We start from the raw sequence: 22,490 nt of genomic DNA, 5'->3' as shown, positions 1-22,490 counted from the left end.
ATCGGCCCTCACGGAGCGTCCTCCCGGCAGGCCGGGCAGAGGAGTTGCGCGGTATTTGTTCGTGCGGTGTGCTTACTGTCCGGCAGGAAGCCGTCCTCAACTCCACGGAGGATACGGAGGATCGGTCATGAGCGGCAGCGAGATCTCCACCAGCCGGCGGCGGCCGGCGGAACCCGGCCTCGACCAGATACGCCGCCTCGTCGGGCTGGTGGAGCACGACACGGCCGCGGACCCCTTCCCGGTCGCGGGCTGGGACGCCGTTGTGTGGTCGGTCGGCAACGCCACCCAGTCCGCGCTGTTCTACCAGGCCGTGTTCGGTATGGAACTGGTCGCCTACAGCGGGCCCGAGACCGGCAACCGTGACCACAAGGCGTACGTGATGTGCTCCGGAGCGGTCCGGTTCGTCCTCAAAGGCGGGGTCGACCCGGCGTCCCCGCTGCTGCGCCACCACCGCCGGCACGGGGAAGGGGTGATCGATATCGCCCTGGATGTCCCCGACGTCGACCGCTGCGTCGCCCACGCCCGCGTGCGGGGGGCGGCGGTCGTCGAGGAGCCCCACGACCTGCGTGACGAGCACGGCACCGTCCGCCTCGCGGCCCTCGCCACCTATGGCGAGACCCGGCACAGCCTCGTCGACCGCAGCCGGTACACCGGCCCCTACCTGCCCGGCTACGTCAGCCGTGTCAGCCGTACCGGCCGTACCGGCGGTACGCCCGGCCGGGCGCGGCCGGTGGGCGGAGCCGGCCGGCTGTTCCAGGCGCTCGACCACGTGGTGGGCAACGTGGAGCTGGGCCGGCTGGACGAGTGGGTCGCCTTCTACAACCGGGTGATGGGCTTCACCACCATGGCCGAGTTCGTCGGCGGGGACGTCGCCACCCGGTACTCGGCCCTGATGAGCAAGGTTGTCACCAACGGTAACCACCGGGTGAAACTCCCCCTCAACGAGCCGGCGATCAGCGCACGGCGCTCCCAGATCGACGAGTACCTCGACTTCTACGACGGTCCCGGCGTCCAGCACCTGGCGCTGGCCACCAGCGACATCGTCACCACCGTGGATGTCCTGCGGGCCCGGGGCGTGGAGTTCCTCGACACCCCGGACGCCTACTACCGCGACCCCGGGCTGCGCGCCCGCGTCGGCGAGGTGCGGGTCCCCGTCGAGGAGCTGCGCACCCGCGGCATCCTGGTCGACCGCGACGAGGACGGCTACCTGTTGCAGATCTTCACCAGGCCGGTCGGCGACCGGCCGACGGTGTTCTTCGAGTTCATCGAGCGGCACGGGGCGCTCGGCTTCGGCGTCGGCAACTTCCGGGCGCTGTTCGAGGCCATCGAGCGTGAGCAGGCCAGACGCGGCAACCTCTGACGCCGGGGACATCCGCGGGCCCAGGACGCCGGCGGCACCGGGCACGCCGGAGCCGCCGGGCCGCCAGGGCCGTCGGGTGGGAAGGACATGCCATGCCCCACTACCGGGCCGTGGGCGACGTTCCGCCCAAACGGCACACCCAGCACCGCGGCCCCGACGGGGGCCTCTACCGCGAGGAGCTGCTGGGCGCGGAGGGCTTCGCCGGGGAGCACGCGCTGCTGTACCACACCGGCGTGCCCGCCGCGATCGCCGACGCGGCGCCCTGGACGCCCGCGGACCTGACCACCCACCCGAACATCCCGCTGCTGCCCCGGCACTTCCGGCTGCCGGCGCTGTTCAACGGCACACCGCCCGGCACGCCGCCCGGCACACCGCCTGGGACGCAGCCCGGCACACCGCCCGGCACGCAGCCCGGGACACCGCCCGGTAAACAGCCTGGGGACGTCGACGTGGTCACGGGACGGCGGCTGGTCCTCGGCAACGCCGACGTACGCATCTGCTACGCCGTCGCGGGCGCGGCCAGCCCGCTGTACCGCAACGCCATCGGCGACGAGTGCGTGTACGTCGAAGCCGGCGCGGCAACCGTGGAGACGGTCTTCGGCACGCTTGGCGCCCGTCAGGGCGACTACGTGATCCTGCCCCGGGGCGTCATCCACCGCTGGATCCCGGACCCGGCCGCGCCGCTGCGCGTGTACGTCATCGAGGCGGACTCCCCTCTCGCCCCGCCGCCGCGCTACCTGTCCCGGCACGGGCAGTTCCTGGAGCACGCGCCGTACTGCGAGCGGGACCTGCGCCCGCCCGCCGGCCCGCTGCTGGTGACCGGAACCGACGTGGAGGTGCTCGTCAAGCACCGCGGCTCGCGCGGCGCCAACGGCGGCGTCGCCGGGACCCGCTACCGCTGCCCCAGCCATCCGTTCGACGTGGTGGGCTGGGACGGCTGCCTGTACCCCTACACGTTCAACATCGCCGACTTCGAGCCGGTCACCGGACGGGTGCACCAGCCGCCGCCCGTCCACCAGATCCTCGCCGGCCGCAACGTCGTGATCTGCAACTTCGTCCCCCGCAAGGTCGACTACCACCCGCTGGCCGTGCCGGTGCCCTACTACCACTCCAACGTCGACTCCGACGAGGTGATGTTCTACTGCGGCGGGGACTACGCGGCGCGCAGGGGCTCCGGCATCGGGCCGGGCTCGGTCAGCCTGCACCCGGGCGGGCACACGCACGGCCCGCAGCCGGGCGCGGTGGAGCGCTCGCTCGGGGTGGAGTTCGTCGACGAGCTCGCGGTCATGGTCGACACCTTCCGTCCGCTCGAGCTCGGCGAGGGCGCCCTCGCCTGCGATGACGGCCGCTACGCCTGGACCTGGGCGAACGGGGACAGCTGATGACGCCGGACCCTGATGACGCCGGACCCTGATGACGCCGGACCGCTGATGACGCCGGGCACCCCGCCGCCGGCCGGGCCGCTCGACGCCGCCGCGTCCTGGCTCGGGGTGGAGCACGGCGATCCCTTCGGGATACACACGCTGCCCTACGGCAGTTTCACCACACCGGACGCGCCGGGCGCGCGCGTCGGCGTCGCGATCGGCGAGCACATCCTGGACCTGACCGCCGCCGCCGACGCGCTCCTGCCGGAGCACGCCGGGCTGTTCACCGCGGGCAGCCTCGACCGGCTGCTGGCCGCCGGCCCCACCGTGTGGTCACAGGTCCGCTCCCAGGTGCGGCGTTGGCTCGTGGACGGACGGTACCGGCGCGCCGTCGAGCCGCTGCTGCTACCGGCCGCGACGGCGACCCCGCGCCTGCCGTTCACGGTCGCCGACTACGTCGACTTCTACGCCAGCGAACAGCACGCCACCAACCTGGGCCGCATCCTGCGCCCGGACGGCGACCCCCTCACCCCCAACTGGAAGCACCTGCCGATCGGCTACCACGGACGCTCCGGCACGGTCGTCGTCTCCGGGACGCCGGTCGTGCGCCCGCGCGGGCAGCTGCGCGCCCCGGACGGCGAGATCACGTTCGCGCCGACGGCGCGGCTGGACCTCGAGGCCGAGGTCGGCTTCGTCGTCGGCACCCCCTCGCGGCCTGGGCGCCCCGTGCCGCTGGCGGCGGCGGAGCGGCACGTCTTCGGCGCCTGCCTGGTCAACGACTGGTCCGCCCGCGACATCCAGGCCTGGGAGTACGTCCCGCTCGGCCCGTTCCTCGGCAAGGCGTTCGCCACCTCCGTCTCCGCGTGGGTCGTGCCGCTCGACGCGCTGCGGCACGCCCGGGTGCCCGCCCCGCCGCGCGACCCGCGTCCACTGCCCTATCTCGACGACACCGGCGCGCCGCCGGGGGGCTTCGACATCGAGCTCGCGATCTCCCTCAACGGGCACCCGGTCTCCCGGCCGCCGTTCGCCGGCATGTACTGGACGCTGGCCCAGCAGCTCGCCCACCTGACGGCGGGCGGCGCGCCGCTGCGCACCGGTGACCTGCTCGCCTCCGGCACGGTCAGCGGCCCCACCCGCGCGCAGTACGGGTCACTCGTCGAGCTCACCTGGAACGGGACCCAGCCCCTGGCCCTCCCCGACGGCTCGGCCCGCACCTTCCTCAAGGACGGCGACGAGATCGTCATCACCGCCACGGCCCCCGGCCCGCACGCAACCGTCATCGGCCTCGGCGAGGTCCGCGCCCGTATCCTGCCCCCCTGACCGAAGCCGTCGATCAGGGGGAATGAGTACGAAAGTGGCTGCCATGGCAGCCACTTGCTCCCTCATTGTCATGATCCGGCGATCCAGGGACGGCACAACATCGACGGCTGACCGCGCATCGCGCCAGCGCGGGACCCGCCAGCGCTGACCGCTGTCGGCGAAGGCGTGCTGGTGTCTCGACGTGGTAGATCGTCGATCAGTGTTCGGCGGCTGCGTAGGGTGGTGAACGGAACATGCCCCCGTGCGCCAGTCCCATGGAGAGTGACGATCGATGAGCCGCCGGTTCAACACCGCCGGCCCGTGCCGGCCCGGGATCGACTACATGATCCCGGCGGTGTCGCGGCTGCCGGAGGCACCTGGCCTCATCGACCAGGAGGGCTACTTCGTCGTGCACGCCCCCCGGCAGACGGGCAAGACCACGACGTTGCAGGCGCTCGCCGACGAGCTGACCGCTGCCGGCCGGTACGCGGCGCTGCTGTTCTCCTGTGAGACCGGCCGGGCTACCGGCGACGACTACGGCGCGGCGGCCCGTGCCGTTCTCGACCGGATCCGGGCCGACGCCGAGGACATGCTGCCAGCGGACCTGCGCCCACCGCCGTGGCCACAGGCGTCGGAAGGTACCCTCATCGTCGAAGCGTTTCGGGCCTGGGCGCAGGCCTGCCCACGCCCCCTGGTGCTGTTTCTCGACGAGATCGACGCGCTCCAGGGCCAGACGTTGATCAGCGTCCTCAGCCAGCTCCGCGACGGCTACCGCGGCCGCCCCAACCGTTTTCCCGCCTCAGTCGTGCTGTGCGGCCTGCGCGACGTCCGCGACTATAAAGCAGCCTCCGGCGGTGACTCGTCTCGTTTGGGGACGTCCAGCCCGTTCAACATCAAGTTGGAGTCGTTGCGGCTGGGGGACTTCACCCCGGACGAGGTCGCCGCACTCTACGCCCAGCACACCGCGGACACCGGCCAGGTGTTTACTCCGGACGCGGTGGATCGGGCGGTGGAGCTGACCGCTGGCCAGCCGTGGCTGGTCAACGCGCTGGCCCGTGAAATCGTCGAAAAGATCGCCGTCCCCACCTCCGAATCGATCACTGTTGGTCATGTGGAGCAGGCCAAGGAACGGCTGATCCTGGCGCGGGCGACGCATCTGGACTCGCTGGCCGCGAAACTCGCCGAACACCGGGTCCGCCGCGTCCTCGAACCCGTCCTCGCCGGTACCCTGCCCGAACTCGACCCCTACGACGACGACCTCAGCTACACCCGCGACCTCGGCCTGATCACCCCGAAACTCCCCGTCCGCGTCGCCAACCCCATCTACCACGAAGTCATCGCCCGCGTCCTGACCGCCAACAGCGAAGCCCAGGTCCTCGCCGACCCCCGCGCCTTCGTCCGCTCCGACGGAACCCTCGACTTCGGCCTCCTCCTCCGCGAGTTCGCCGACTTCTGGACCGAACACGCCGACGTCCTCGTCCGCGGCATCGTCTACCACGAAGTCGCCCCCCAGCTGGTCTTCATGGCCTTCCTCCAACGCGTCGTCAATGGCGACGGCCATGTCACCCGCGAATACGGTGTCGGCCGTGGCCGCATCGACCTGCACATCCGCTGGCCCTACACGGCATCGGACGGCAAACGCCACTGGCAACGCGAAGCCATCGAACTCAAGGTCCGCCATCCCGGCGACACCGACCCCCTCCGCCGCGCCCTCACCCAACTCGACAGCTACCTTGACCGCCTCAACCTCCCCACCGGCACCATCGTCATCTTCGACCGCCGCCCCGACGCTCCGCCCGTCCACAAACGCACCCACATCGACACCGTCACCAGCCCCGCCGGCCGCGCCATCACCGTCCTACGAGCGTGACGAAGGCCCGCCCAAGAAGCGCTGACGAGAACAGATCGCGCGGCATTCACACGCGGTGCACTGACCTTTTGAGACCGCGTCTTCGGCCTCACCAGGTGGGCGCCCCGGACTTAGGCCGTGCACTTCCGGAAGATCGATTTTGGTCATGAGCTACGAAAACACCAGCTAAGATCAAATTAGCCAGGCAGCTCGGGATAGCGGCCCGGGGTGGTGACGACGAGGCCGGACTGGGTGCAGGCCATCGCGAGCCGGTCGTCGTAGGTCAGCATCTGGTCGGCGTCCAGGAGGAGCGCCGAGGCCAGGTGGATGGCGTCCAGTGACCGGAGTACCGGTGGCCCGACCCGTCGTGCCAGGCTCACCACCTCGGGTGACAGCGGATGCTCGGCTATTCCGGACAGGGCGGCGTCCGCGTGGACGGTCGCGGACGCCGCGTCGGCGCCGAACCGGGCACGTAGCGCACGGGTCACCTCGATCCACGCCAGCGATGACGACACCAGCAGATCGCCGTCCGCATGATGTCTGTCGACCGCCGCGACCAGGGCCGACGAGTCCGCTTCGGCAACCAGTCGTTTGAGGATCGCGCTGCTGTCCAGGTAGATACGCACGCTTCTACAGCCGGTCGTCGCGGTCGAGCAGGTCGAGGCTGGTCGTGCCTTCGGGCAGGGTGAGCGTGGGCGTGACGCGACGATACGGCGTGCGTGGTGGAAGAACGATCCCCGCGGTGAGCAGTGGCTCCCGGGTGCCGAGCGATGCCGGTCCGCCAGCGGCGAGCGTCCTGAGGTGCCGGTCGACAGCCTCGCGAAGGATCTCCTGCTGCGAACGGCCGGACCGGTCCGCCTCGGCGCGTAGCGCGGCCTCGGCCTCGGGACGGAGACGAAGGTTCACAGCCATAATGATGATGGTACACGGCTGGTACCAGAAGATATACCGTCCAGCCGCCCCAAGCCGCCCGCGAGAGGAGATGCCGTGGGCGTGCTGTGAGGGTGTTCCGGATATCCGACGATCGGACACCCGGTCACGTGACGTCTGTCCGCGGTTTCAGCCGCTGCCGGGCCAGAGGGAATATCAGAGGATCTGAATCAGCTACTGTGAATCTCATGCGGGTGATGACGGCTTCCGAGGCGTCCCGGATACTTCAGCGCGTTTCTCGACGACGCTGAACACGGTGAGACGATCGTGGTCACCCGTAGCGGCCGGTGCGTCGCTGTGATCATGCCCGCGCCGCAGGGCAACGGTGAGGCGTTGCGGGAGGTCTTCCACCGCTGGGGTGCTCGCGCGGGTGTCGACGACGGGTTCGGGGCCGATGTCGCGGCTGCCCGGGAGGCTTCTTCCGCTGAGTGGGACACCGACCCGTGGCACGACTGATCCTGGACACCGGTGTGCTGGTCGCCGGTGCCGGTGGCCTGTTAGATCTTGCGGTCATGAGTGACGGGGACGACGTCGTCCTACCGGCCCTCGCGCTCGCCGAATACACCGTCGGGGTGCTGCTGGCCTCGGATGAGGCCACTCGCGCCGCGCAACAGGCGTTCCTCACCGACGTGCTCTCCGTGACTCCGGTCGAGGACTACACCCCGGACGTCGCCCGGCATCACGCGCAGCTCCTGGCCCATGTACGCCGTACCGGCGCGCCCCGCGGAGCTCCTGATCTCATCATCGCGGCGACGGCGCGTGCCACGCAGCGGGTACTGGTCACCACTGACAAACCTGCCCGTTTCGACGAGCTGCCCGACGTCGCCACCCGCCTGGTAGCCACCCGCCTGGTAGCCACCCGCCGGTGACGGAATTCCGACCGGCTCACAGCGCGTAGGCGGATATCCCGGTAGACGCCAGGTCAACGGAGAGGCTTCCAGCCGTCTGTCGTAGTCTCCGACGGGATGGGACGGTACGTGCCCTCACCGGTGCGACGAGCGGTGATCTCTGGAAACCTCGCCACGCGGCCTGGTCGGCCGCTCCCGCGCTGGCGTTGGGTGGCATGCTCCAGGGATGATCATCGGTGGCCGGGCGCGGGGCGGCAGGGCGCGCGGCAGGGTTCACGGAAAGCGGGGGCGGACGCTGATGGCGAGGATCGTTCGTCACGGCCCATGGGGCGGGCCGGGGGAGCAGGCGACCGCCGTCTACCTGCGCGACCACCTCGACGACGGATGGACGGTCGTGTGCGGCCGTCAGCTCGTCGGCGGGACGAACACGCGCGACTCCGACTTCATCGTCGTCGGCCCGAACAGCGTGACGGTCATCGAGGAGAAGTCCTGGCACGGTGAGCTGCTCGGCACCGAGGAGCGCTGGTACGACAGGCGGACCCACCACGAGCTGGGAAGCCCGATCAACCAGGCGAACGGTGTCGCGCGTGTCCTGGCGGGCAACATCGACCGGCTGCTGCGCCAGCACCGTCGGACGCTGGCGCGCAGGGCCGGAGCCGGGGCCGGGGCCGGAGCCGGAGCCGGCCACCAGGACCGGCGGCCGCACATCGTCGAGTACCTCGTCGTGCTGTCCTCGCCCGACGTCAGATTCGACGTGGCGGACCCACGCGCCGCCGACCGCGTGGTCCGGCTGGCCGGGTGCGAGCGGAGGCTTGTCGAGCTCGACCGGTCGACCGCCGCGCGCATGGATCTCGGGCCTGTCCGCGACCGCGTTCTGGCCTTGGTCGAGGGCCTCCCGGAAAGGCCGCTACGGCCGGCGCAGCTGGGCAGTTACCAGATCGTCGGAGACATCGAGCCGACACCGCGCGGCCCCAGGTACGTGGGCAGGCACCGCGACGGTGCGGTCCGGATTCTGCTGACCTATCAGCGCCAGGGCCTGTCCGAGGCGGAGCAGACCGAGGGCGACCGACTGATCCTGCGGGAGTACCACGCCATGCGGCGGCTCGCGCCGCTGGGCCGGGTTCTCGCGGTCGACCCCTACTTCGGCGTCGACGACGACCAGATGTGGGTGGTGCCGATGCACCCGCCCATGCCGTCCCAGCGGACGATCCGACGCCGGATCGCCGCCGGTGAACGCCCTTCGCCCTCCGCGTTCGCCGAGGTTGCCGCGGACGCCTATGCCGGGCTCGCCGACATGCACGCCGAAGGCATCGCGCACCGCGCGCTGCACCCGAGCCGGATCTGGCTGCCCGACAAGGCCAACAAGGTGACCTTCTCGGACCTGCTGATCGCCAAGATCGCGAATTCGGGGACCGTCTTCGACGCCGACGAGATCGACGAGCTCGGCCGGCCGTACCGTGCCCCGGAGTGCCGGCTCACCGTGCACGCCGCGGGCTACCCGTCCGACGTCTACTCCCTGGCGCTGTGCCTGCTCGCCTGGTGGGAGCTGCGCCAGTCCGACCCGCCGCTCGTCCCCGACGTCCCGCCGTCGCTGCCGGGCCGGGTCCGTGACGTGCTGTCCGCCTGCCTGGCGCAGGATCCCGGTGCCCGGCCGGAGGCCCGGCAGGTCGCCGACCTGCTCCTCGCGCACCTGCGCGAGGAGCGCAGACGCGCGGTGCGGCCGGCGCCCGGCGTGCGGATCGACAACAACAAGTACGAGCTGGTCCGCGGCCTCGGGGACGGCGCCACCGCGACCACCTGGCTCATGAAGGACCGGCGGTTCGAGATCTGGCACACGCTCAAGATCATGAAATCGGCGGGGACCCTGGACCACCTGCGCAGCGAGCTGACCCTGCTGCAGAAGCTCAAGCACGACCGGATCGTGAGCGTGTCCGGTTATCTGCTCGAGCCGTTCGGGCCGGCGCTCATCGCCGAGTACGTCGACGGCCGGACGGTGTCCGAGCTCGGCCTGACCCTGCGCGGCAACCTCGCCGCCTGCCAGAAGATCCTCGCCGACATGCTGGACGCCCTCGAGTACGCCCACCGCCGGGAGGTCCTGCACCGCGACATCTCCCCGAACAACATCATCGTGGACGCGGACGACCGGGCCACGCTGATCGACTTCGGGGTGGCGACCAGCGACGCGGACCGCAGCATCGTCGGCACCCTGCCGTACCAGGCTCCCGAGATCGCCGCCGGCCTGTCCTGGTCGCCGGCGGCGGACCTCTACTCCCTCGCCGTCGTGTGCTTCGAAGCGCTGACGGGCCGGCTCCCGTACCTGGTGGACGGGCAGTTCCCGGACAAGCGGCAGCTCGTCCGGCCCACCGGCACGCAGATCGGGGCCGGGGGCGGTGCCGGCGTGGACGCCGCTGTGTTCGACGTCATCCTGCGTGCCTGCGACCCCGAGCCCGACCAGCGCTTCTCGTCGGCCGCGGCGTTCCGCGACGCCGTCGCGTCCGCGCTCGCGCCTCCACCGGCCTCGTTACCGCGGGTCTCACCACCGGCGGTCTCGTTACCACCGGTCGCACCGCCATCGGCCGGGCGGGAACGAGAGGCCGGGCTGGAACGAGAGGCCGGGCGGGAGCGAGAACAGCCCGGCAGCCGGGCGCGGCGCGGGCTGCCGCGAGAAGAGCGGCCGGAGCGGAGCCAGGTCGTCAATCCGGCCGTGGACGAGATCCGGCAGCTCTTCCGCAACAGCGGGCTGGGCAACCGCGGCAACCGGGGCCTCGACTCCGAGTTCGCCGTGCGGACGTACGTCCCGACCAGGCTGGACGAGCGGCTCGTCCCGCGCGTCGTCGACGGCCGCCCGCAGCTGGTGGTCTTCAGCGGGAACCCGGGTGACGGCAAGACCGCCTTCCTCGAGCGTCTCGGCGAGTTCCTGCGCGGCCGGGGCGCGCGGGTGCTCGCCAGCGACGCGGCCGGCTGGCGGATGGCCCTCGCCGGCCACGAGTACGCCTCCGTCTACGACGCCAGCGAGTCCCACGAGGGCATGTCAGCGGACGAGCTGCTGCGCCGGGTGCTCGACCCGCTGGGCGACGGCGGCCCGGCGGGCGGCTACACCGCGCTCGTCGCCGCCAACGACGGCCGGCTCCTCGACTTCCTGGAACGCGAGGCGTCGCGTTATCCGCGGATCGCGAAGGCGCTCGCGGACGGCGGCGGGACCGACGGGACCGACGGGATCGACGGCGGCGGCACCGACAGCGCGGGGATCCTGCGGGTCGACCTCAAGGGCCGGTCGATGGCGTCGGTCGGCGCGGCGGCCGGCTCGCTGACGGTGCGGCTGCTGGAGGCGCTGGTCGCCGGCGACATGTGGGCCGAGTGCGCCTCGTGCGTCGCCGAACAGCGTTGCCCCATCGTCCGCAACGCCCGTGAGCTCGGCGTGCCGCGGGCCCAGGAGCGTCTGCACCGCCTGGTGCTCACCTCCCATCTGCGCCGCGGCCGCCGCCCCACCATCCGTGACCTGCGTTCGACGCTCGCCTACCTGGTGACCGCCGACCTCGGCTGTGCCGACGTCCACCAGGAGATCGGCGACGGGCCGGGGAACCCGGCGACCCCCGAGCGGCACTTCAGCTCGCTCGCGTTCGACGCCTCGGGCGGGCGGGACCGGCTGCTCGACGAGTGGCGGGAACTCGACCCGGCCACGGTCGCCACCGCCCGCCTGGAGCGGGCGCTGGCCCCGGACGCGCGCACCGGCACGGACATGGCCCGCGCGAAGCGCCGGCTCTACTTCACCGCGCCGGACGCCGAGGTGGCCGGCGCCGGGTACCTGAGCCCCTACCGCTACTTCGAGGAGTTCCGCGCGCTGTTGGCCGCCGGCCACCCTGGTGGTGCTGTGGCCGCCGGCCAGGAGAGCGGCACAGCGGGCGACAGGATCGTCCGGATGCTGCTGCGCGGCCTGTCGCGCTGCATCGGGCCTGTCGGCTACGACGGGGAGGGCGTCGCGGTCTCCGTCGGTGAACCGGCGGAGGACGGCGGGGCTGTCGTCAAGGTCCTCGCTCTCGACGAGTTCGCGGTCGAGGTCGCCTCGGTCGACGACCGGTTCGTCGAGACGGCAGCCGACGTGTTCGTGCTGCGGCACGTCGCCGGGCAGGCCGGCATGACCGTCGACCTCGACCTGTTCGAGCTGCTCATGCGGGCCGCCGCCGGCTACCTGCCGACCAACCCCGAGGTGACGCCGCTGCTGGAGGAGCTCGGCCTGTTCCGGTCGGGCCTCACGCTGCAGCCGGCGTCCAGAGTGATCGTCATCGAGCCTGACGGCCGGCGCAACGCCATCGCGGTGACCGGCACGACGATCGAGCTGCTGGGAGCCGACCGATGACACTCGTCCCGCCGAAGGACCTCCGGTCGTACTCCTTCGAACGGCTCACCGGGGTCGAGCTGAACGACTTCGACGTCGACCGGTTCCTGCCCGTGCTGTTCGAGATGGTGGTCACCAACGGCCGGCGGCTGAGCCGCTCGGACGCGCGCCCCACCGAGCCGGGCGGGTACATCGAGGCCCTCGCCGGCCATCCCGCCCTGCGCGGTTTCGGCGACGAGCACGGGCAGGCGGTGCTCGAGCAGTGGGTGAACACGAGTGTGGTCCGGCTCGGCCACAGCGGCCGCGGCCACCGTGACGTGCAGCTGGCCGCTGTCCAGCCCAGCCATATCGGCGCCTACCGGGCCGGGCTGCCGGCGGAGGGTGCCCGGCACCGCAAGGTGCATCTGGTCGTCTACCGCCTGCTGACGGACGCGCTCGCCCGCCGCGGCAGCCCGAACCCGGCGGGCGAGCTCAGGTCGCTGTTCCTGGAGGCGTTCGGGCGCGGCGTGTCGATCTCCGACAGCGCGGTCCCGCGGTTCGACGGGGCAACGGCCGACCTGGACGCCAACGTGCTGCTCAGCCTCTACTACCTGGAGGGTTTCACGCCCGGCAGGCTGCTGTCGGCCCGGCAGGCGCTCGACTGGGATCCCGTCATGCCGGGAGTGATGATCGCGCTCGGTGATCAGCTGTTGGACTTCCTTGCCGTCTACCGGCACCGGCTGCCCACCATCGCGCTGGCGCGGCACCTGGCGGCGCTGGTGAACATCGGCCTGTTCACCACGACGCTGCGCCTGTTCACGCTGGTCAACGACCTGTGCCGGGGCCGGGCCAGGCCGGCCGACCTCGGCGTCGACCGCAGGCCCGCGCGGACCGAGATCTACGTCGACTTCACCCGGCAGACCGGCGGCGACTCGGACCGGCTGGCCGGCGAGTGCGTCGACCGGGACCTGGAGCGGCTGCCCGCCTACCTCGACGACATGCTGCTGCTGAAGACCCTGGACCGGTACGCGGGCAACGAGGCGAAGCTCCGGCCCTACGTGCAGGACAGGCGTGGGCCCGACTGGCTGACCGCGCTCATGGATCTGCGCCACGACCAGTACGTGGAGTGGCGGGCCGGCCTGGAGCTCGAGCGGATCATCGAGGAGACGAGGAACGTCACCAGGTGCTCGGACGAGGACGCGCGCGCCGAGCTCGAGCGGGCCGCGCCGGGCGGGTCACAGCTCGACCAGGTCGTCGCCGCGATCCGCCAGTCGCAGACGAAGCAGGCGATCAAAGCCGCCGGGCAGTGGTTCTGGAACACCGGGGGGATGCGCAAACAGGCCGGGCTGCTGCGCGGCAACCTGCGGGGCCGGCGGGCCTGGCGGTACGCGATGACCGACGAGCTGCTCACCACGCTGCTGCTGAGCACCCTGGTGGATCCCGACCGGGGAGAGGCGCTGCCCCGGATGCGCCTGGCCGACCTGCTCGTCACGCTGGAGTCCCGCTGGGGCCTGCTCGTCGACCGGCCGCCGGCCGCCCGCGCCGACGCGTCGTCACGCGCCGTGGCCAACGCCAATCTTGTCGCGTTCACCGGCCGGCTGCGCCAGATGGGCTTCTTCGCCGATCTTTCCGACGACTTCAACGCCCAGTATGTGATCAATCCTCTTGCCGGAGCCGGAGCGCGGCGATGACCAGCCTGAGCACCGCCCTCGCCACCAGGGTCGCCGAGCAGCTGGTGGCCGACTTCCTGCGCGGCGCCCCGCCCGGCCGCTGCCTGCGGCTCGACCACCTGCGGGAGGCCGACTGCCATGCCGTCCGGGAGAAGGCCGCGCAGGCGCTGGCACAGGTGCCCGCAACGGGACGCGGCTCCTCGGCCGGTGCGGCGCAGATCGCCGTCCTGGGTACGACCGGCCACGCGGACGACACGGTCATCCGTCCCGAACGCGCGATCGAGCTGCGCAACCGCAAGTCGGCCGCGCTCCTGCTGCTCGTGCCGTCCGGTGCCGACACCCCGGCGGCCAGCAGCCTGGAGAACTCGTTCGAGTCGATCGACATCGACCATCTGTTCGTCAGGATCGCCCGGGACACCCACCACCGCCTGGACCGCTCGCTGCGGGAGCTGTGCGACCAGGTCCAGCAGACCGTGCGCCGCAACGCCTTCAACCACTCGAGGCAGGCGCGCGCCGAGTACCTGCTCGCCGTGAGCGCCGCCGCGAACGACCCGGCCGGCGGCGGTACCGCCAACGCCCTGTACAACGCCGAGCTCACGGCGGGTACGCACCTGCACCTCGTCGGCCTGATCCCGGACCATGGCGGCGCGTCGTTCGTCTCCCGGCTCGAGGCCAACGCCACCTGCGTGACCGCGCTGGTCAAGCCCGCGCGATCGCAGGAGGACGCCCGCGAGAGGCTGCGCAGCTGCCCGTTGCGCCAGGACGACGAGCACTACCAGGCCATCGAACGGTTCGTGGCCGCGGTGCCACGCATGTCCGAGCGCACCTGGCTGCACGACCTCGCCGCCCCCGGGAACCGCGGCCTCACGTTCGACCGGTGGCCCCTGGACCTGCCCGCGGACAGCGACCTCGTCGCCCTGCACGTCGAGCCGTTCGCGAACCAGGACGGCATCGTCCCGGCCGGGACGGGGCTGCGCGCCGGGCCCGACAGCGCGCTGCCCACCTGCTCGACCAGAGGCGGGTTCGTCAAGGCCACCTGGAGGACCGAGCCGGCCAGGCCGAAGGACGTCGCCCGCTGGCGTGTCGAGATCATCCCGTCGGAGGAGTACTACGGCGAGGAGACGGACTTCGACGTCGAGCTTCCCAGCGCGTCCGGGAAGGCCAGCGCGCGCAGCCACCGGCTGACGGTCGCGGTCGACACCGAGGAGGCGCAGCGGGTCCCGGCGGTGGTCGTCGTCCGGGTTCAGGCGCTGGACCGCAACAACCAGGTGCTCCGCCTGCGGGACGGCCAGCCCGCGCAGGCGGTGAGCCAGGAGTTCTCCCTCGACGACGTACCGCCGCCGGAGAGCACGGCCGTCCGGCGGGACAGCGCGTTGTCGCTCCCGGTCGCGCGGCTGCGCGCCCTGCGGGCCGGCGTGGACGCGCAGAGCGAGACCTGCGAGGGCTGGCAGGAGGCGGACCTCGCCTACCTGCAGCTCCGCTTCGGCCGTGGCCACGCCACCCGGATCGCCCTCAGCGTCGCCCTGCGGGAGCTGGGGCAGCGGGTCCTGGCCGAGCCGGACAGCGCCGGCCGGTACGCGGCGGTGGTCGCGGCCGGCCAGCCGTTCTCCGCGGGACGGGCCGTGCCGGTCGGCCCCGAGCGGCCCGGCGGCGCGGGCAAGGCGTTCCTGGCCGCCCGCCGGGAGTTCTTCGACGCGGTGCGGGCGCAGCCCGGCCGCGGGCTCATCGAGGTCGCCGACCTCACCGACGAGCTCGCGGCGCTGGCGAGCCGCTACACCGCCTCCTACGGGCGGGCGCTGCGCCGGGACGCCAGCCCCGCCGACACCCGGGCACTCACCACCATCGACACGCTCCGCCTGCGGATCGACCTCGGCCGGCGCGACCACCCGGTGAACGCGCTGGTCGTGCTGCCCACGCACCCGTTGCGGGTGGCGTGGTATCTCGCGTACTGGGCCGAGCTGACAGGATGGTGCCGTCAACTACGCTCCGTATCCAGCAAGGAGGAGCGGGCTGGCGAGGTGGACATCGATCTGCTCGCCCGGCTCAGCCCGGCGCGCACGCCGTTCCTGCTCAGCGACGACGACGGCCGGCCGTATGTGTTCGCGCAGAACCTCCGGCTGCTGCACGGCGTCTACCTGCCGGTCGGCGAGCCGGACCCGGCAACCGCCATCAGCGAGATCGTCGGCGCCCTCGGCCTGCCCAGCTCCGACGTCAGCGTGGGCGAGGTCCCCGCCGCGCGGCTGGCCGAGCGCATCCGCCTCTACCGGCAGACCCACCACCAGCCCGAACGCCTGCGGATTCTCGCGACCAACCCGGGCAGCGGGGCGTTCCTCGGCGAGGCGCTGCGGGCCGTCACCGCCGAGGCCTCCGGGGACCCGGCGACGGCGGAGGCCGACGGCGGGCTCGCGCCGCACATCCAGGTGGAGACGTTCGGGGAAGGCGCCTCGGAGACGAGCCCCCTGCCCGGGCTGCGCGAGCTGCAGCAGGAGCTCGCCGAGAACCGGGCCCGGCGCAGCCGTGGCTTCCTCGACCCGGCACTGGAGATCTCGACCGCGCCGCTGGACGCGATCGACACGGCACACGACGCCCATCTGGCGGTGCTCACCGACGTCAGCCACCCGGAGCTGGTCATCGGCACCCCGACGGTGACGGCGGGCAGCGTCTCGTTCCGCGGCCTGATCACCCGGCCCGTCACCGACCTCGGCCCGGACGGTGGGTGGGTGACCGGAATCGACTTCCCGCCCGCGCGCGGCGCCGACTCCACACCCCTGACCGACCTGCACCGGCGGTTCGCGGAGGCCGTCACGTCGCTGTTCGTCGCAGCCGCGGGCGGGACGCCGGCCGGCGGCTCCCCGGTGGTCACCTCCGGCGCCGCGGCCGGCCCGGACAATGGTCCCGGCCTGGGCAATGGCCCCGATCCGAATAACGGTCCTGTTTCGGGCAATGGCCCCGGTCCGGGTAATGACTCTGATCCGGGCAATGGCCCTGGTCCGGGCAGCGGCCCCGGCCCGGAGGCGACGGTGCTGCTGCCGAGCCGGGCGATCCGGCCGGCGGTACTGTCCGCCACGCGGTTCACGCCGGCCCAGGACGGGCCGTCGACGCCGGACGAGCCGCGTTCCGCGGCCATCGCCCGGGTGCGCATGGAGGTCAGCGGCCGCACCGCGCGCGTGCTCGAGATCGCCCACGAGCGGTGCGACTGGGTCATCGTCCTGGACCGTTTCCTCGGGCTGGACGCCTTCGACGACCCGGCCACGCGCACCGCCGGCGGGCGCCGCTACATCCTCGACTACGCCCCCGAGTTCCTCGACGGGCTCGGCCACCAGATGTCCATCACGACCGCGCACCGGGCGGACGTCGAGAAGATGTTCCTGCGCGCGATGACCGAGCTCGGCTTCTACCGTCCGGGCGAGTCCGTGTCGTCGGTCATCGACGAGCTGCTGCTGGTGTCGGGCCGACTGATCCTCGCCGCGACCGGTGACGACAACCGGGCGAAGGAGGCGGTGGCACTGGCGGCGGTGGTGGCGCACCTGCGCCGTCGTGGTGAGCTCGAGAACACGGTCATCATCCCCGTCGACGCCCATCCGGAGCTCTTCGGCTCCCGCGCCCGGCGCCAGTCCGGCCAGCGGGCCCGGCGGTGCGATCTGCTCCTGGTCCGTTTTCCCACCACGCGCCGGGTGAGCATAGAGGCCGTCGAGGTGAAGTCGCGCGGCATGCTCGGCAGTGAGGATCTCGCCCGTGACATCGCGGGACAGGTGGATGCGACGATCGATGTCATCAACCGGTTGTTCTTCACCGAACCTGTCCGGATCGACCGCCCGCTCCAGCGGGCCCGGTTCGCGGCGCTGCTGCGCTACTACCTGCGCCGGTCCGCCCGCCGGAGCCTGATCACGGAGGCGGTGGAGTTCGGCCGCATCCAGGAGACCATCGACCGGCTGGAGACGAGCGGTCTGGCGGTCGGCTACCAGCGCAGCGGCTACATCGTGGTCCTGCACGAGGACGGAACAGCCGACTTCGAGGTCAGCGGCACCCGCATCCGCACCATCACGGCCAGAAACCTCCAGGCGGACGAGGACGCCGACACCCGCCGCCCCGCCTACATCCCGCCGCCGCGCGCGTTCGACCCGATCGTGGTGTCGGGTGCCGCGGACCCGGACCCGGACGGGCCCGGCACGAGCGTCCATGCCGACACGGACACGGACGTCTCGCCAGCCGTCGGCACGCTCCCGTCGTCCGCCGCCGTCGGCGCGGACGGTGGCGAAGCCGGTGGACGTCCCCCTGAGCCTGCGGGCACCTCGGCAGATGCCCCGTCGCAGCCTCCGGCCGAGTCGCCGCCGACGCCGCCGAGGACGGCTCCGGCCGAAGCGCAGCCGACGACGCCGCCGAGCCCGTCGGATGAACCGCCGGCCCGGGAGCTCACATACCCGCGGGCCGTGCGGGTGCTGGTGGGCCGCACGCTGCCTCCGGAGGAGGACATCGTCTGGGAGGCGAGCACGACCGGCAGCCCCCACCTGTTCATTCTCGGTATCCCGGGACAGGGCAAGTCGGAGACGACGATCCGGTTGCTTCAGGGCGCGGTGGAGCAGGGCCTGCCCGCACTGGTGATCGATTTCCACGGCCAGTTCGGGAACGACCCGCGGCGGCCGGAATCCCTGCATGTGCGGGACGCCGCGGCAGGCCTGCCCTTCTCACCGTTCGAGCTGGCGGCGGACGCCGGCCGGCACGCCTACAAGATGAACGCGCTGTCCGTCTCGGAGATCTTCGCCTATGTGTGCGGGCTTGGTGACATCCAGCGGGACGTCGTCTACCAGGCGCTGGTGGGCGGTTACGAGGCGCATGGCCATGGTGCTCTCACCCCGCCGCGGGGTGTTCCGACGCTGGAGGCGGTCCGGGACAGGATCGCGCGGCTGGAGAAGGAACGCGGGGTGGCGAACGTGCTCGCCCGCTGCCGGCCGCTGCTGGAGTACGGCCTGTTCACGGACGACACCGGGCTGAGCATCCAGGACCTGATCAGGAGTGGGCTCGTCGTCGACCTGCACGGCTTCGCCGAGGTGGAGCAGGCGCAGGTCGCCGCCGGCGCGTTCCTGCTCCGCAAGGTCTACAAGGACATGTTCTCCTGGGGGCAGACCGGGCAGTTGCGGCTTGCCATCGTGCTTGACGAGGCGCACCGCCTGGCGAAGGACGCGACCCTCCCCAAGCTGATGAAGGAGGGCCGAAAGTTCGGTGTGGCGGTCGTCGTCTCCAGCCAGGGCATCGACGACTTTCATCCGGACGTGCTGGCCAACGCGGGGACAAAGATGATATATCGGATCAACTATCCGCAGTCGCGTAAGGCGGCTGGCTTCGTCCGGGTCAGGGCGGGCCGTGACCTCACGGAGGAGATCGAGCAGCTTCCGGTCGGCAACGCCTACGTCCAGACACCCGACATGGCATCCGCCCGCCGAACCCGCATGCTTCGTCCGGACAGCCAGTAGGGACGCCGACCGGCCGCATCCGACCAGTTCCCCTGGATCATCGCTCGCCCGTGGCTCCGCCCGCCGCGCCCGCGGCTTCCCGGTCTGCCGCGTGCTTTTCCTCGCGTCACGTTCGCGCCGTGCGCTGGAGAGTCACTGGCGGGCCGGTCGGTGAGCGGTCTTTCTTCGCAGGAATTTCCTGTGGCATTGTTGCGGCGGAAGAAAGTGCGTTCGGCAGACGCCCGGACGCCGCCGGCCGATAATGCGTGATCGTTTCAGGGTCGGACGGCACCCACCTCTTCCCGTCCGTGCGGGGTGTCCCATTCCGCCGTCGTCCAGCTGGTCAGGGACGTGCGGGGGACGACCCGCTCCGGGTGCAGCTGGTCGAAGTTGTCGGCGAAGTTCCGGCGGATCACGGCGAAGTCCGTCGCGTCCCTGAAAGCGGGCAGCGCGTACAGGTCGCGGGCATAGGCCCACAGCGCGGGGAAGCCCTCCGGGCGGGCGATGTTGGTGGCCAGCAGCCCGGGGTAGGCGACGTCCAGCCGGGCCAGCGACAGCCACAGCCGCACGTCGGGCTCGGTGATGATCGGCCCGAACAGGTAGCGCCGGGTGCGCAGCCGCTCCTCCAGGGTGTCGAAGCGTTCGAAGAGCACCCGCAGGATCCGAGCGTGCTCGACCGGGTCCGCCGCGTGCCCGACCCGGTGCAGGGCGTTGTTGACGTCCTGGTGCAGCCAGGTGTTGAAGGCGTCGATCCGCCAGCGCAGCGCCCACGGGTAGAGGTCGACGTCCGGGTCGGCCCAGGCGTCGAACTGTGTGCTGAGGTCGAGGCTGATCGTGCCCGACTCGTTGCTGATGATCCTGCCGTGTTCCCGGTCCCACAGCGCGGGCACGGAGGCGCGGCCCAGCCAGCCCGGCACCGTCGCCTCGTACGCCTCCCGCAGCCGGGAGAAGCCGTTGACCGGGTCGGGCCCGGAGCGGCCGCCGAAGATCCAGCCGCGCTCGTCGGTGGAGTCGTCGACGTACGACAGCGAGACCACGTTCTGGAGGCCCTTGAGCGCGCGGACGACCGCGGCGCGCGACGACCACGAGCAGCCCCAGGAGACGTAGACGTGGTAGCGGCCGGGTTCGGCGCGGTAGCCGCTGGAGCCGTCGGCGGTGATCCGCCCGCGCAGCCGCTCCACGTCGCGGGCCGGGGTTGCCGGGAGCTGGTCGCAGGACTCGATCTCGGGCGCGCAGGCGGTGTCGACCACGGCCGGGAGCTGCCCGGTGAACTGCACCTGAGTCATGGGTACTCCGTAAAGGTGTCGGACGGACGGGACGAGGAACGGGGCTGACGAAGATCGGGGCTCCGGACGGGGGCTCACGGCCGGCCACCGGGGGAGAGGGCGCGGGCGATCCGGTTGACCGCCACGGTGACGGCGGCGATGGTCAGGCCGGGCAGCACGGTCAGCCACCAGGCGGTGCCGAGGTAGTCACGACCCTCGGAGACCATCGCGCCCCACTCCGGCGTGGGTGGCTGCGCCCCGAGACCGAGGAAGCTCAGCGCGGACACCGCGAGCACCGCGGTGCCCAGCTCGAGTGCCGCCAGCGCCAGCACCGGGCCGCACACGTGCGGCAGCACATGGGTCAGCAGCACCACGGGGCCCCGCACACCCGCGGCGGACGCGGCCTCCACATACGGCTCCTGCCGGGCCCTGAGCACCTGGGCGCGCACGATCCGGGAGAAGCCCGCGATGCCCGCCAGGCCCACGGCGATCGCCGCGTGCGCGGTGCCGGGACCCAGCGCGGTGACCACGGTCAGCGACAGAATGATCGCCGGAACGGCCAGCACCGTGTCGACCATCCGCATCAGCAGGGCGTCGACCCAGCCGCGTAGGCTGCCCGCGACCAGGCCGATCGTGACCCCGCCGGCCAGTGCGAGCCCGACCGCGATCACCGGGGCGCGCAGTGAAAGCGATGAAGCATGTACTACCCGTGACCAGACGTCCCGGCCGAGGTAGTCGGTGCCGAACCAGGCCGCGCCGCTCGGCGGGAGCAGCGCGCGGTCGGGCGTGGTGGCCAGCGGCGCGTGCGCGCAGAACACCGTGGGCACGAACGCCCAGGCCAGGACGAGCGCCAGCACCAGCACCGCCAGCGTGAGCCCCGGGCTGCGCCACGCGCCCCGCAGCACCGCGCGCGAAGCCGCCCACAGCGACGCCCGCGGCGCCACGGGGAAAGGGGTGTCGCTGTGGGCCGTACCGCGGACGGCGCCGTGCGCGGCATCACCGACGCTTCCATGAGAGGTTCCACGGGGAGTCCCATGGGCAGCATTGTGGGTGGCGTCACGGGCGGTGTCGGGGGGGTTCAGGCCGACCGTGGTCTCAGCCATCCGCGGCTGCCCCTTCCCGTTGCGGGCCGCTCGGCCAGGCGCGGGTCGAGCAGTGGCGTCACCAGGTCGACGGCAAGGCTGACGGCGGCGAAGACCAGGGCGCTGACGACCACCGCGCCCTGCACCACCGGGATGTCCTGCGCCTCGACCGCGGCCGCGGTGATGCGGCCGAAACCGTCGCGGGAGAACACCGTCTCCACCACCACCGAGCCGGCCAGCAGACTGCCGATGATCAGCCCCAGTAGGGACAGCAGCGGCAGCGCCGCGTTGCGGGTGGCGTGCAGCAGCAGCACCCTGGCCCGCCCGGCCCCCTTGGCCCGGGCGGTGGCGACGTAGGGCGACAGCAGGACGTCGGCCAGGCCGCGGGCGAAGACCTGCGTGATCACCGAGGCCGTCGGGATGGCCAGGGTGATCGCGGGCAGCACCAGCCCGCTGCCGCCGGTGTGCCCGAAGGCGGGCAGCAGCTTCCAGCGGAAGGAGACCACTTCCAGCAGCACCAGGCCCACCACGAACTGCGGGAACGAAACCCCCAGCGAGGGCGCCGACAGCAGCAGCCGCGACAGCCGCCGCGACCGGGTGGCAACCGCGGCCAGCGCTGTGCCCACCCCGAGCAGCACGGCCAGCGCCAGACCCACCCCCGCGAGGGCCAGGGTCTGCGGCAGCGCGGTGGCAAAGATGTGGACGACGGTGTCGCCGCTGCCCACCGACCGGCCCAGGTCGCCGTGGAGGGCGGCCCACAGCCGGTCGGCGTACTGCTCCGGCAGCGGGCGCTCGAAGCCGTAGGCGGCCCGCAGCTGGCGCACCTGCTCGGGGGTGGTGTTGGCGACACCGCCCTGGCCGCTGAGCATGATGGCGACCGGATCTCCGGGCAGCAGGTAGAGCAGGGCGAAGGAGAGCGTGAACGTCGCCCACACGGTGACCACCGCATGCAGCAGCCGCAGCAGCAGGTGACGTACCGTCATCTTCCGCGTCTCTCCTGTTCATGCTCTGTCGCGTTCTGATCCGTGCCATCCTGAACAGTTTTGTCCTGATTTGTG

At 71.9% G+C, this 22,490-nt stretch carries 14 protein-coding genes; 9 read left to right on the top strand and 5 right to left on the bottom strand.

Features of this window, described 5'->3' with window-relative positions; translation table 11 throughout:
* Window positions 1–127 precede the first annotated feature (127 nt).
* The 4 genes from hppD (at window position 128) to AC5LSR_RS07715 (ending at window position 5,893) form a co-directional block, all read left to right on the top strand.
* Entirely contained in the window at window positions 128–1,360 is a 1,233-nt protein-coding gene (hppD, locus tag AC5LSR_RS07730) for a 4-hydroxyphenylpyruvate dioxygenase (RefSeq protein WP_250285725.1), read from the top strand.
* Between the two features lie 92 nt (window positions 1,361–1,452).
* A complete protein-coding gene (locus AC5LSR_RS07725; protein WP_250290880.1) occupies window positions 1,453–2,742 on the top strand; it encodes a homogentisate 1,2-dioxygenase in 1,290 nt (429 codons plus the stop codon).
* A gap of 15 nt (window positions 2,743–2,757) precedes the next feature.
* Window positions 2,758–4,044, top strand: coding sequence for a fumarylacetoacetase (gene fahA, locus AC5LSR_RS07720; protein WP_493468294.1), 1,287 nt, complete (start codon window positions 2,758–2,760; stop codon window positions 4,042–4,044).
* Window positions 4,045–4,315: 271 nt separating this feature from the next.
* On the top strand, window positions 4,316–5,893 hold the full coding sequence (locus AC5LSR_RS07715; RefSeq protein ID WP_250285728.1) for an AAA family ATPase: 1,578 nt from the start codon (window positions 4,316–4,318) through the stop codon (window positions 5,891–5,893).
* A gap of 176 nt (window positions 5,894–6,069) precedes the next feature.
* Here AC5LSR_RS07715 and AC5LSR_RS07710 read toward each other — a convergent pair whose 3' ends face one another.
* Entirely contained in the window at window positions 6,070–6,498 is a 429-nt protein-coding gene (locus tag AC5LSR_RS07710; RefSeq protein ID WP_250285729.1) for a type II toxin-antitoxin system VapC family toxin, read from the bottom strand.
* A gap of 4 nt (window positions 6,499–6,502) precedes the next feature.
* Window positions 6,503–6,784, bottom strand: a complete 282-nt coding sequence (locus AC5LSR_RS07705) for a hypothetical protein (RefSeq protein WP_250290884.1) — start codon at window positions 6,782–6,784, stop codon at window positions 6,503–6,505.
* Window positions 6,785–7,069: 285 nt separating this feature from the next.
* Between AC5LSR_RS07705 and AC5LSR_RS07700 the strand changes: the two genes are divergently transcribed.
* From AC5LSR_RS07700 to AC5LSR_RS07680, 5 genes are all read left to right on the top strand, one after another.
* Entirely contained in the window at window positions 7,070–7,258 is a 189-nt protein-coding gene (locus AC5LSR_RS07700; protein WP_250290886.1) for a hypothetical protein, read from the top strand.
* Window positions 7,246–7,671, top strand: coding sequence for a type II toxin-antitoxin system VapC family toxin (locus tag AC5LSR_RS07695; RefSeq protein ID WP_250281760.1), 426 nt, complete (start codon window positions 7,246–7,248; stop codon window positions 7,669–7,671). Before AC5LSR_RS07700 ends, AC5LSR_RS07695 begins: the two co-directional genes overlap by 13 nt.
* Before the next feature lie 277 nt (window positions 7,672–7,948).
* Window positions 7,949–12,007 carry a protein kinase domain-containing protein gene (locus tag AC5LSR_RS07690; protein WP_250290888.1) on the top strand — a complete coding sequence of 1,353 codons (4,059 nt, stop codon included), beginning with the start codon at window positions 7,949–7,951 and terminating at the stop codon, window positions 12,005–12,007.
* A complete protein-coding gene (mads7, locus tag AC5LSR_RS07685; RefSeq protein WP_250281757.1) occupies window positions 12,004–13,656 on the top strand; it encodes a methylation-associated defense system protein MAD7 in 1,653 nt (550 codons plus the stop codon). The genes AC5LSR_RS07690 and mads7 overlap by 4 nt, the downstream gene beginning before the upstream one ends.
* The gene (locus AC5LSR_RS07680; protein ID WP_250281755.1) at window positions 13,653–19,106 is read left to right on the top strand and encodes an ATP-binding protein; all 5,454 of its coding nucleotides are present in this window, start codon (window positions 13,653–13,655) and stop codon (window positions 19,104–19,106) included. Before mads7 ends, AC5LSR_RS07680 begins: the two co-directional genes overlap by 4 nt.
* A 254-nt stretch (window positions 19,107–19,360) precedes the next feature.
* Here the strand turns inward: AC5LSR_RS07680 and AC5LSR_RS07675 are convergent, their stop codons facing one another.
* The 3 genes from AC5LSR_RS07675 to AC5LSR_RS07665 form a co-directional block, all read right to left on the bottom strand.
* Entirely contained in the window at window positions 19,361–20,371 is a 1,011-nt protein-coding gene (locus AC5LSR_RS07675) for a glutathione S-transferase C-terminal domain-containing protein (protein WP_250281752.1), read from the bottom strand.
* Between the two features lie 74 nt (window positions 20,372–20,445).
* Window positions 20,446–21,453, bottom strand: a complete 1,008-nt coding sequence (locus tag AC5LSR_RS07670) for an ABC transporter permease (protein WP_250281750.1) — start codon at window positions 21,451–21,453, stop codon at window positions 20,446–20,448.
* Window positions 21,429–22,415 (bottom strand): ABC transporter permease, encoded by a 987-nt coding sequence (locus AC5LSR_RS07665; protein ID WP_250281748.1) that lies wholly within the window; start codon window positions 22,413–22,415, stop codon window positions 21,429–21,431. Before AC5LSR_RS07665 ends, AC5LSR_RS07670 begins: the two co-directional genes overlap by 25 nt.
* Window positions 22,416–22,490: the final 75 nt, after the last annotated feature.

The sequence above is a fragment of the Protofrankia sp. CiP1_Cm_nod4 genome, from assembly GCF_982290645.1.
The sequence above is the reverse complement of the archived record's forward strand: the minus strand, read 5'-3'. Positions and strand labels throughout refer to the sequence as shown.

Excerpts from the sequence above, each read along its gene's own strand:
- hppD (WP_250285725.1), top strand. The coding sequence starts at position 128 with ATGAGCGGCAGCGAGATCTCCACCAGCCGGCGGCGGCCGGCGGAACCC.
- AC5LSR_RS07725 (WP_250290880.1), top strand. The coding sequence starts at position 1,453 with ATGCCCCACTACCGGGCCGTGGGCGACGTTCCGCCCAAACGGCACACC.
- fahA (WP_493468294.1), top strand. The coding sequence starts at position 2,758 with ATGACGCCGGACCCTGATGACGCCGGACCGCTGATGACGCCGGGCACC.
- AC5LSR_RS07715 (WP_250285728.1), top strand. The coding sequence starts at position 4,316 with ATGAGCCGCCGGTTCAACACCGCCGGCCCGTGCCGGCCCGGGATCGAC.
- AC5LSR_RS07705 (WP_250290884.1), bottom strand. The coding sequence starts at position 6,784 with ATGGCTGTGAACCTTCGTCTCCGTCCCGAGGCCGAGGCCGCGCTACGC.
- AC5LSR_RS07690 (WP_250290888.1), top strand. The coding sequence starts at position 7,949 with ATGGCGAGGATCGTTCGTCACGGCCCATGGGGCGGGCCGGGGGAGCAG.
- mads7 (WP_250281757.1), top strand. The coding sequence starts at position 12,004 with ATGACACTCGTCCCGCCGAAGGACCTCCGGTCGTACTCCTTCGAACGG.
- AC5LSR_RS07680 (WP_250281755.1), top strand. The coding sequence starts at position 13,653 with ATGACCAGCCTGAGCACCGCCCTCGCCACCAGGGTCGCCGAGCAGCTG.
- AC5LSR_RS07675 (WP_250281752.1), bottom strand. The coding sequence starts at position 20,371 with ATGACTCAGGTGCAGTTCACCGGGCAGCTCCCGGCCGTGGTCGACACC.
- AC5LSR_RS07670 (WP_250281750.1), bottom strand. The coding sequence starts at position 21,453 with ATGGCTGAGACCACGGTCGGCCTGAACCCCCCCGACACCGCCCGTGAC.
- AC5LSR_RS07665 (WP_250281748.1), bottom strand. The coding sequence starts at position 22,415 with ATGACGGTACGTCACCTGCTGCTGCGGCTGCTGCATGCGGTGGTCACC.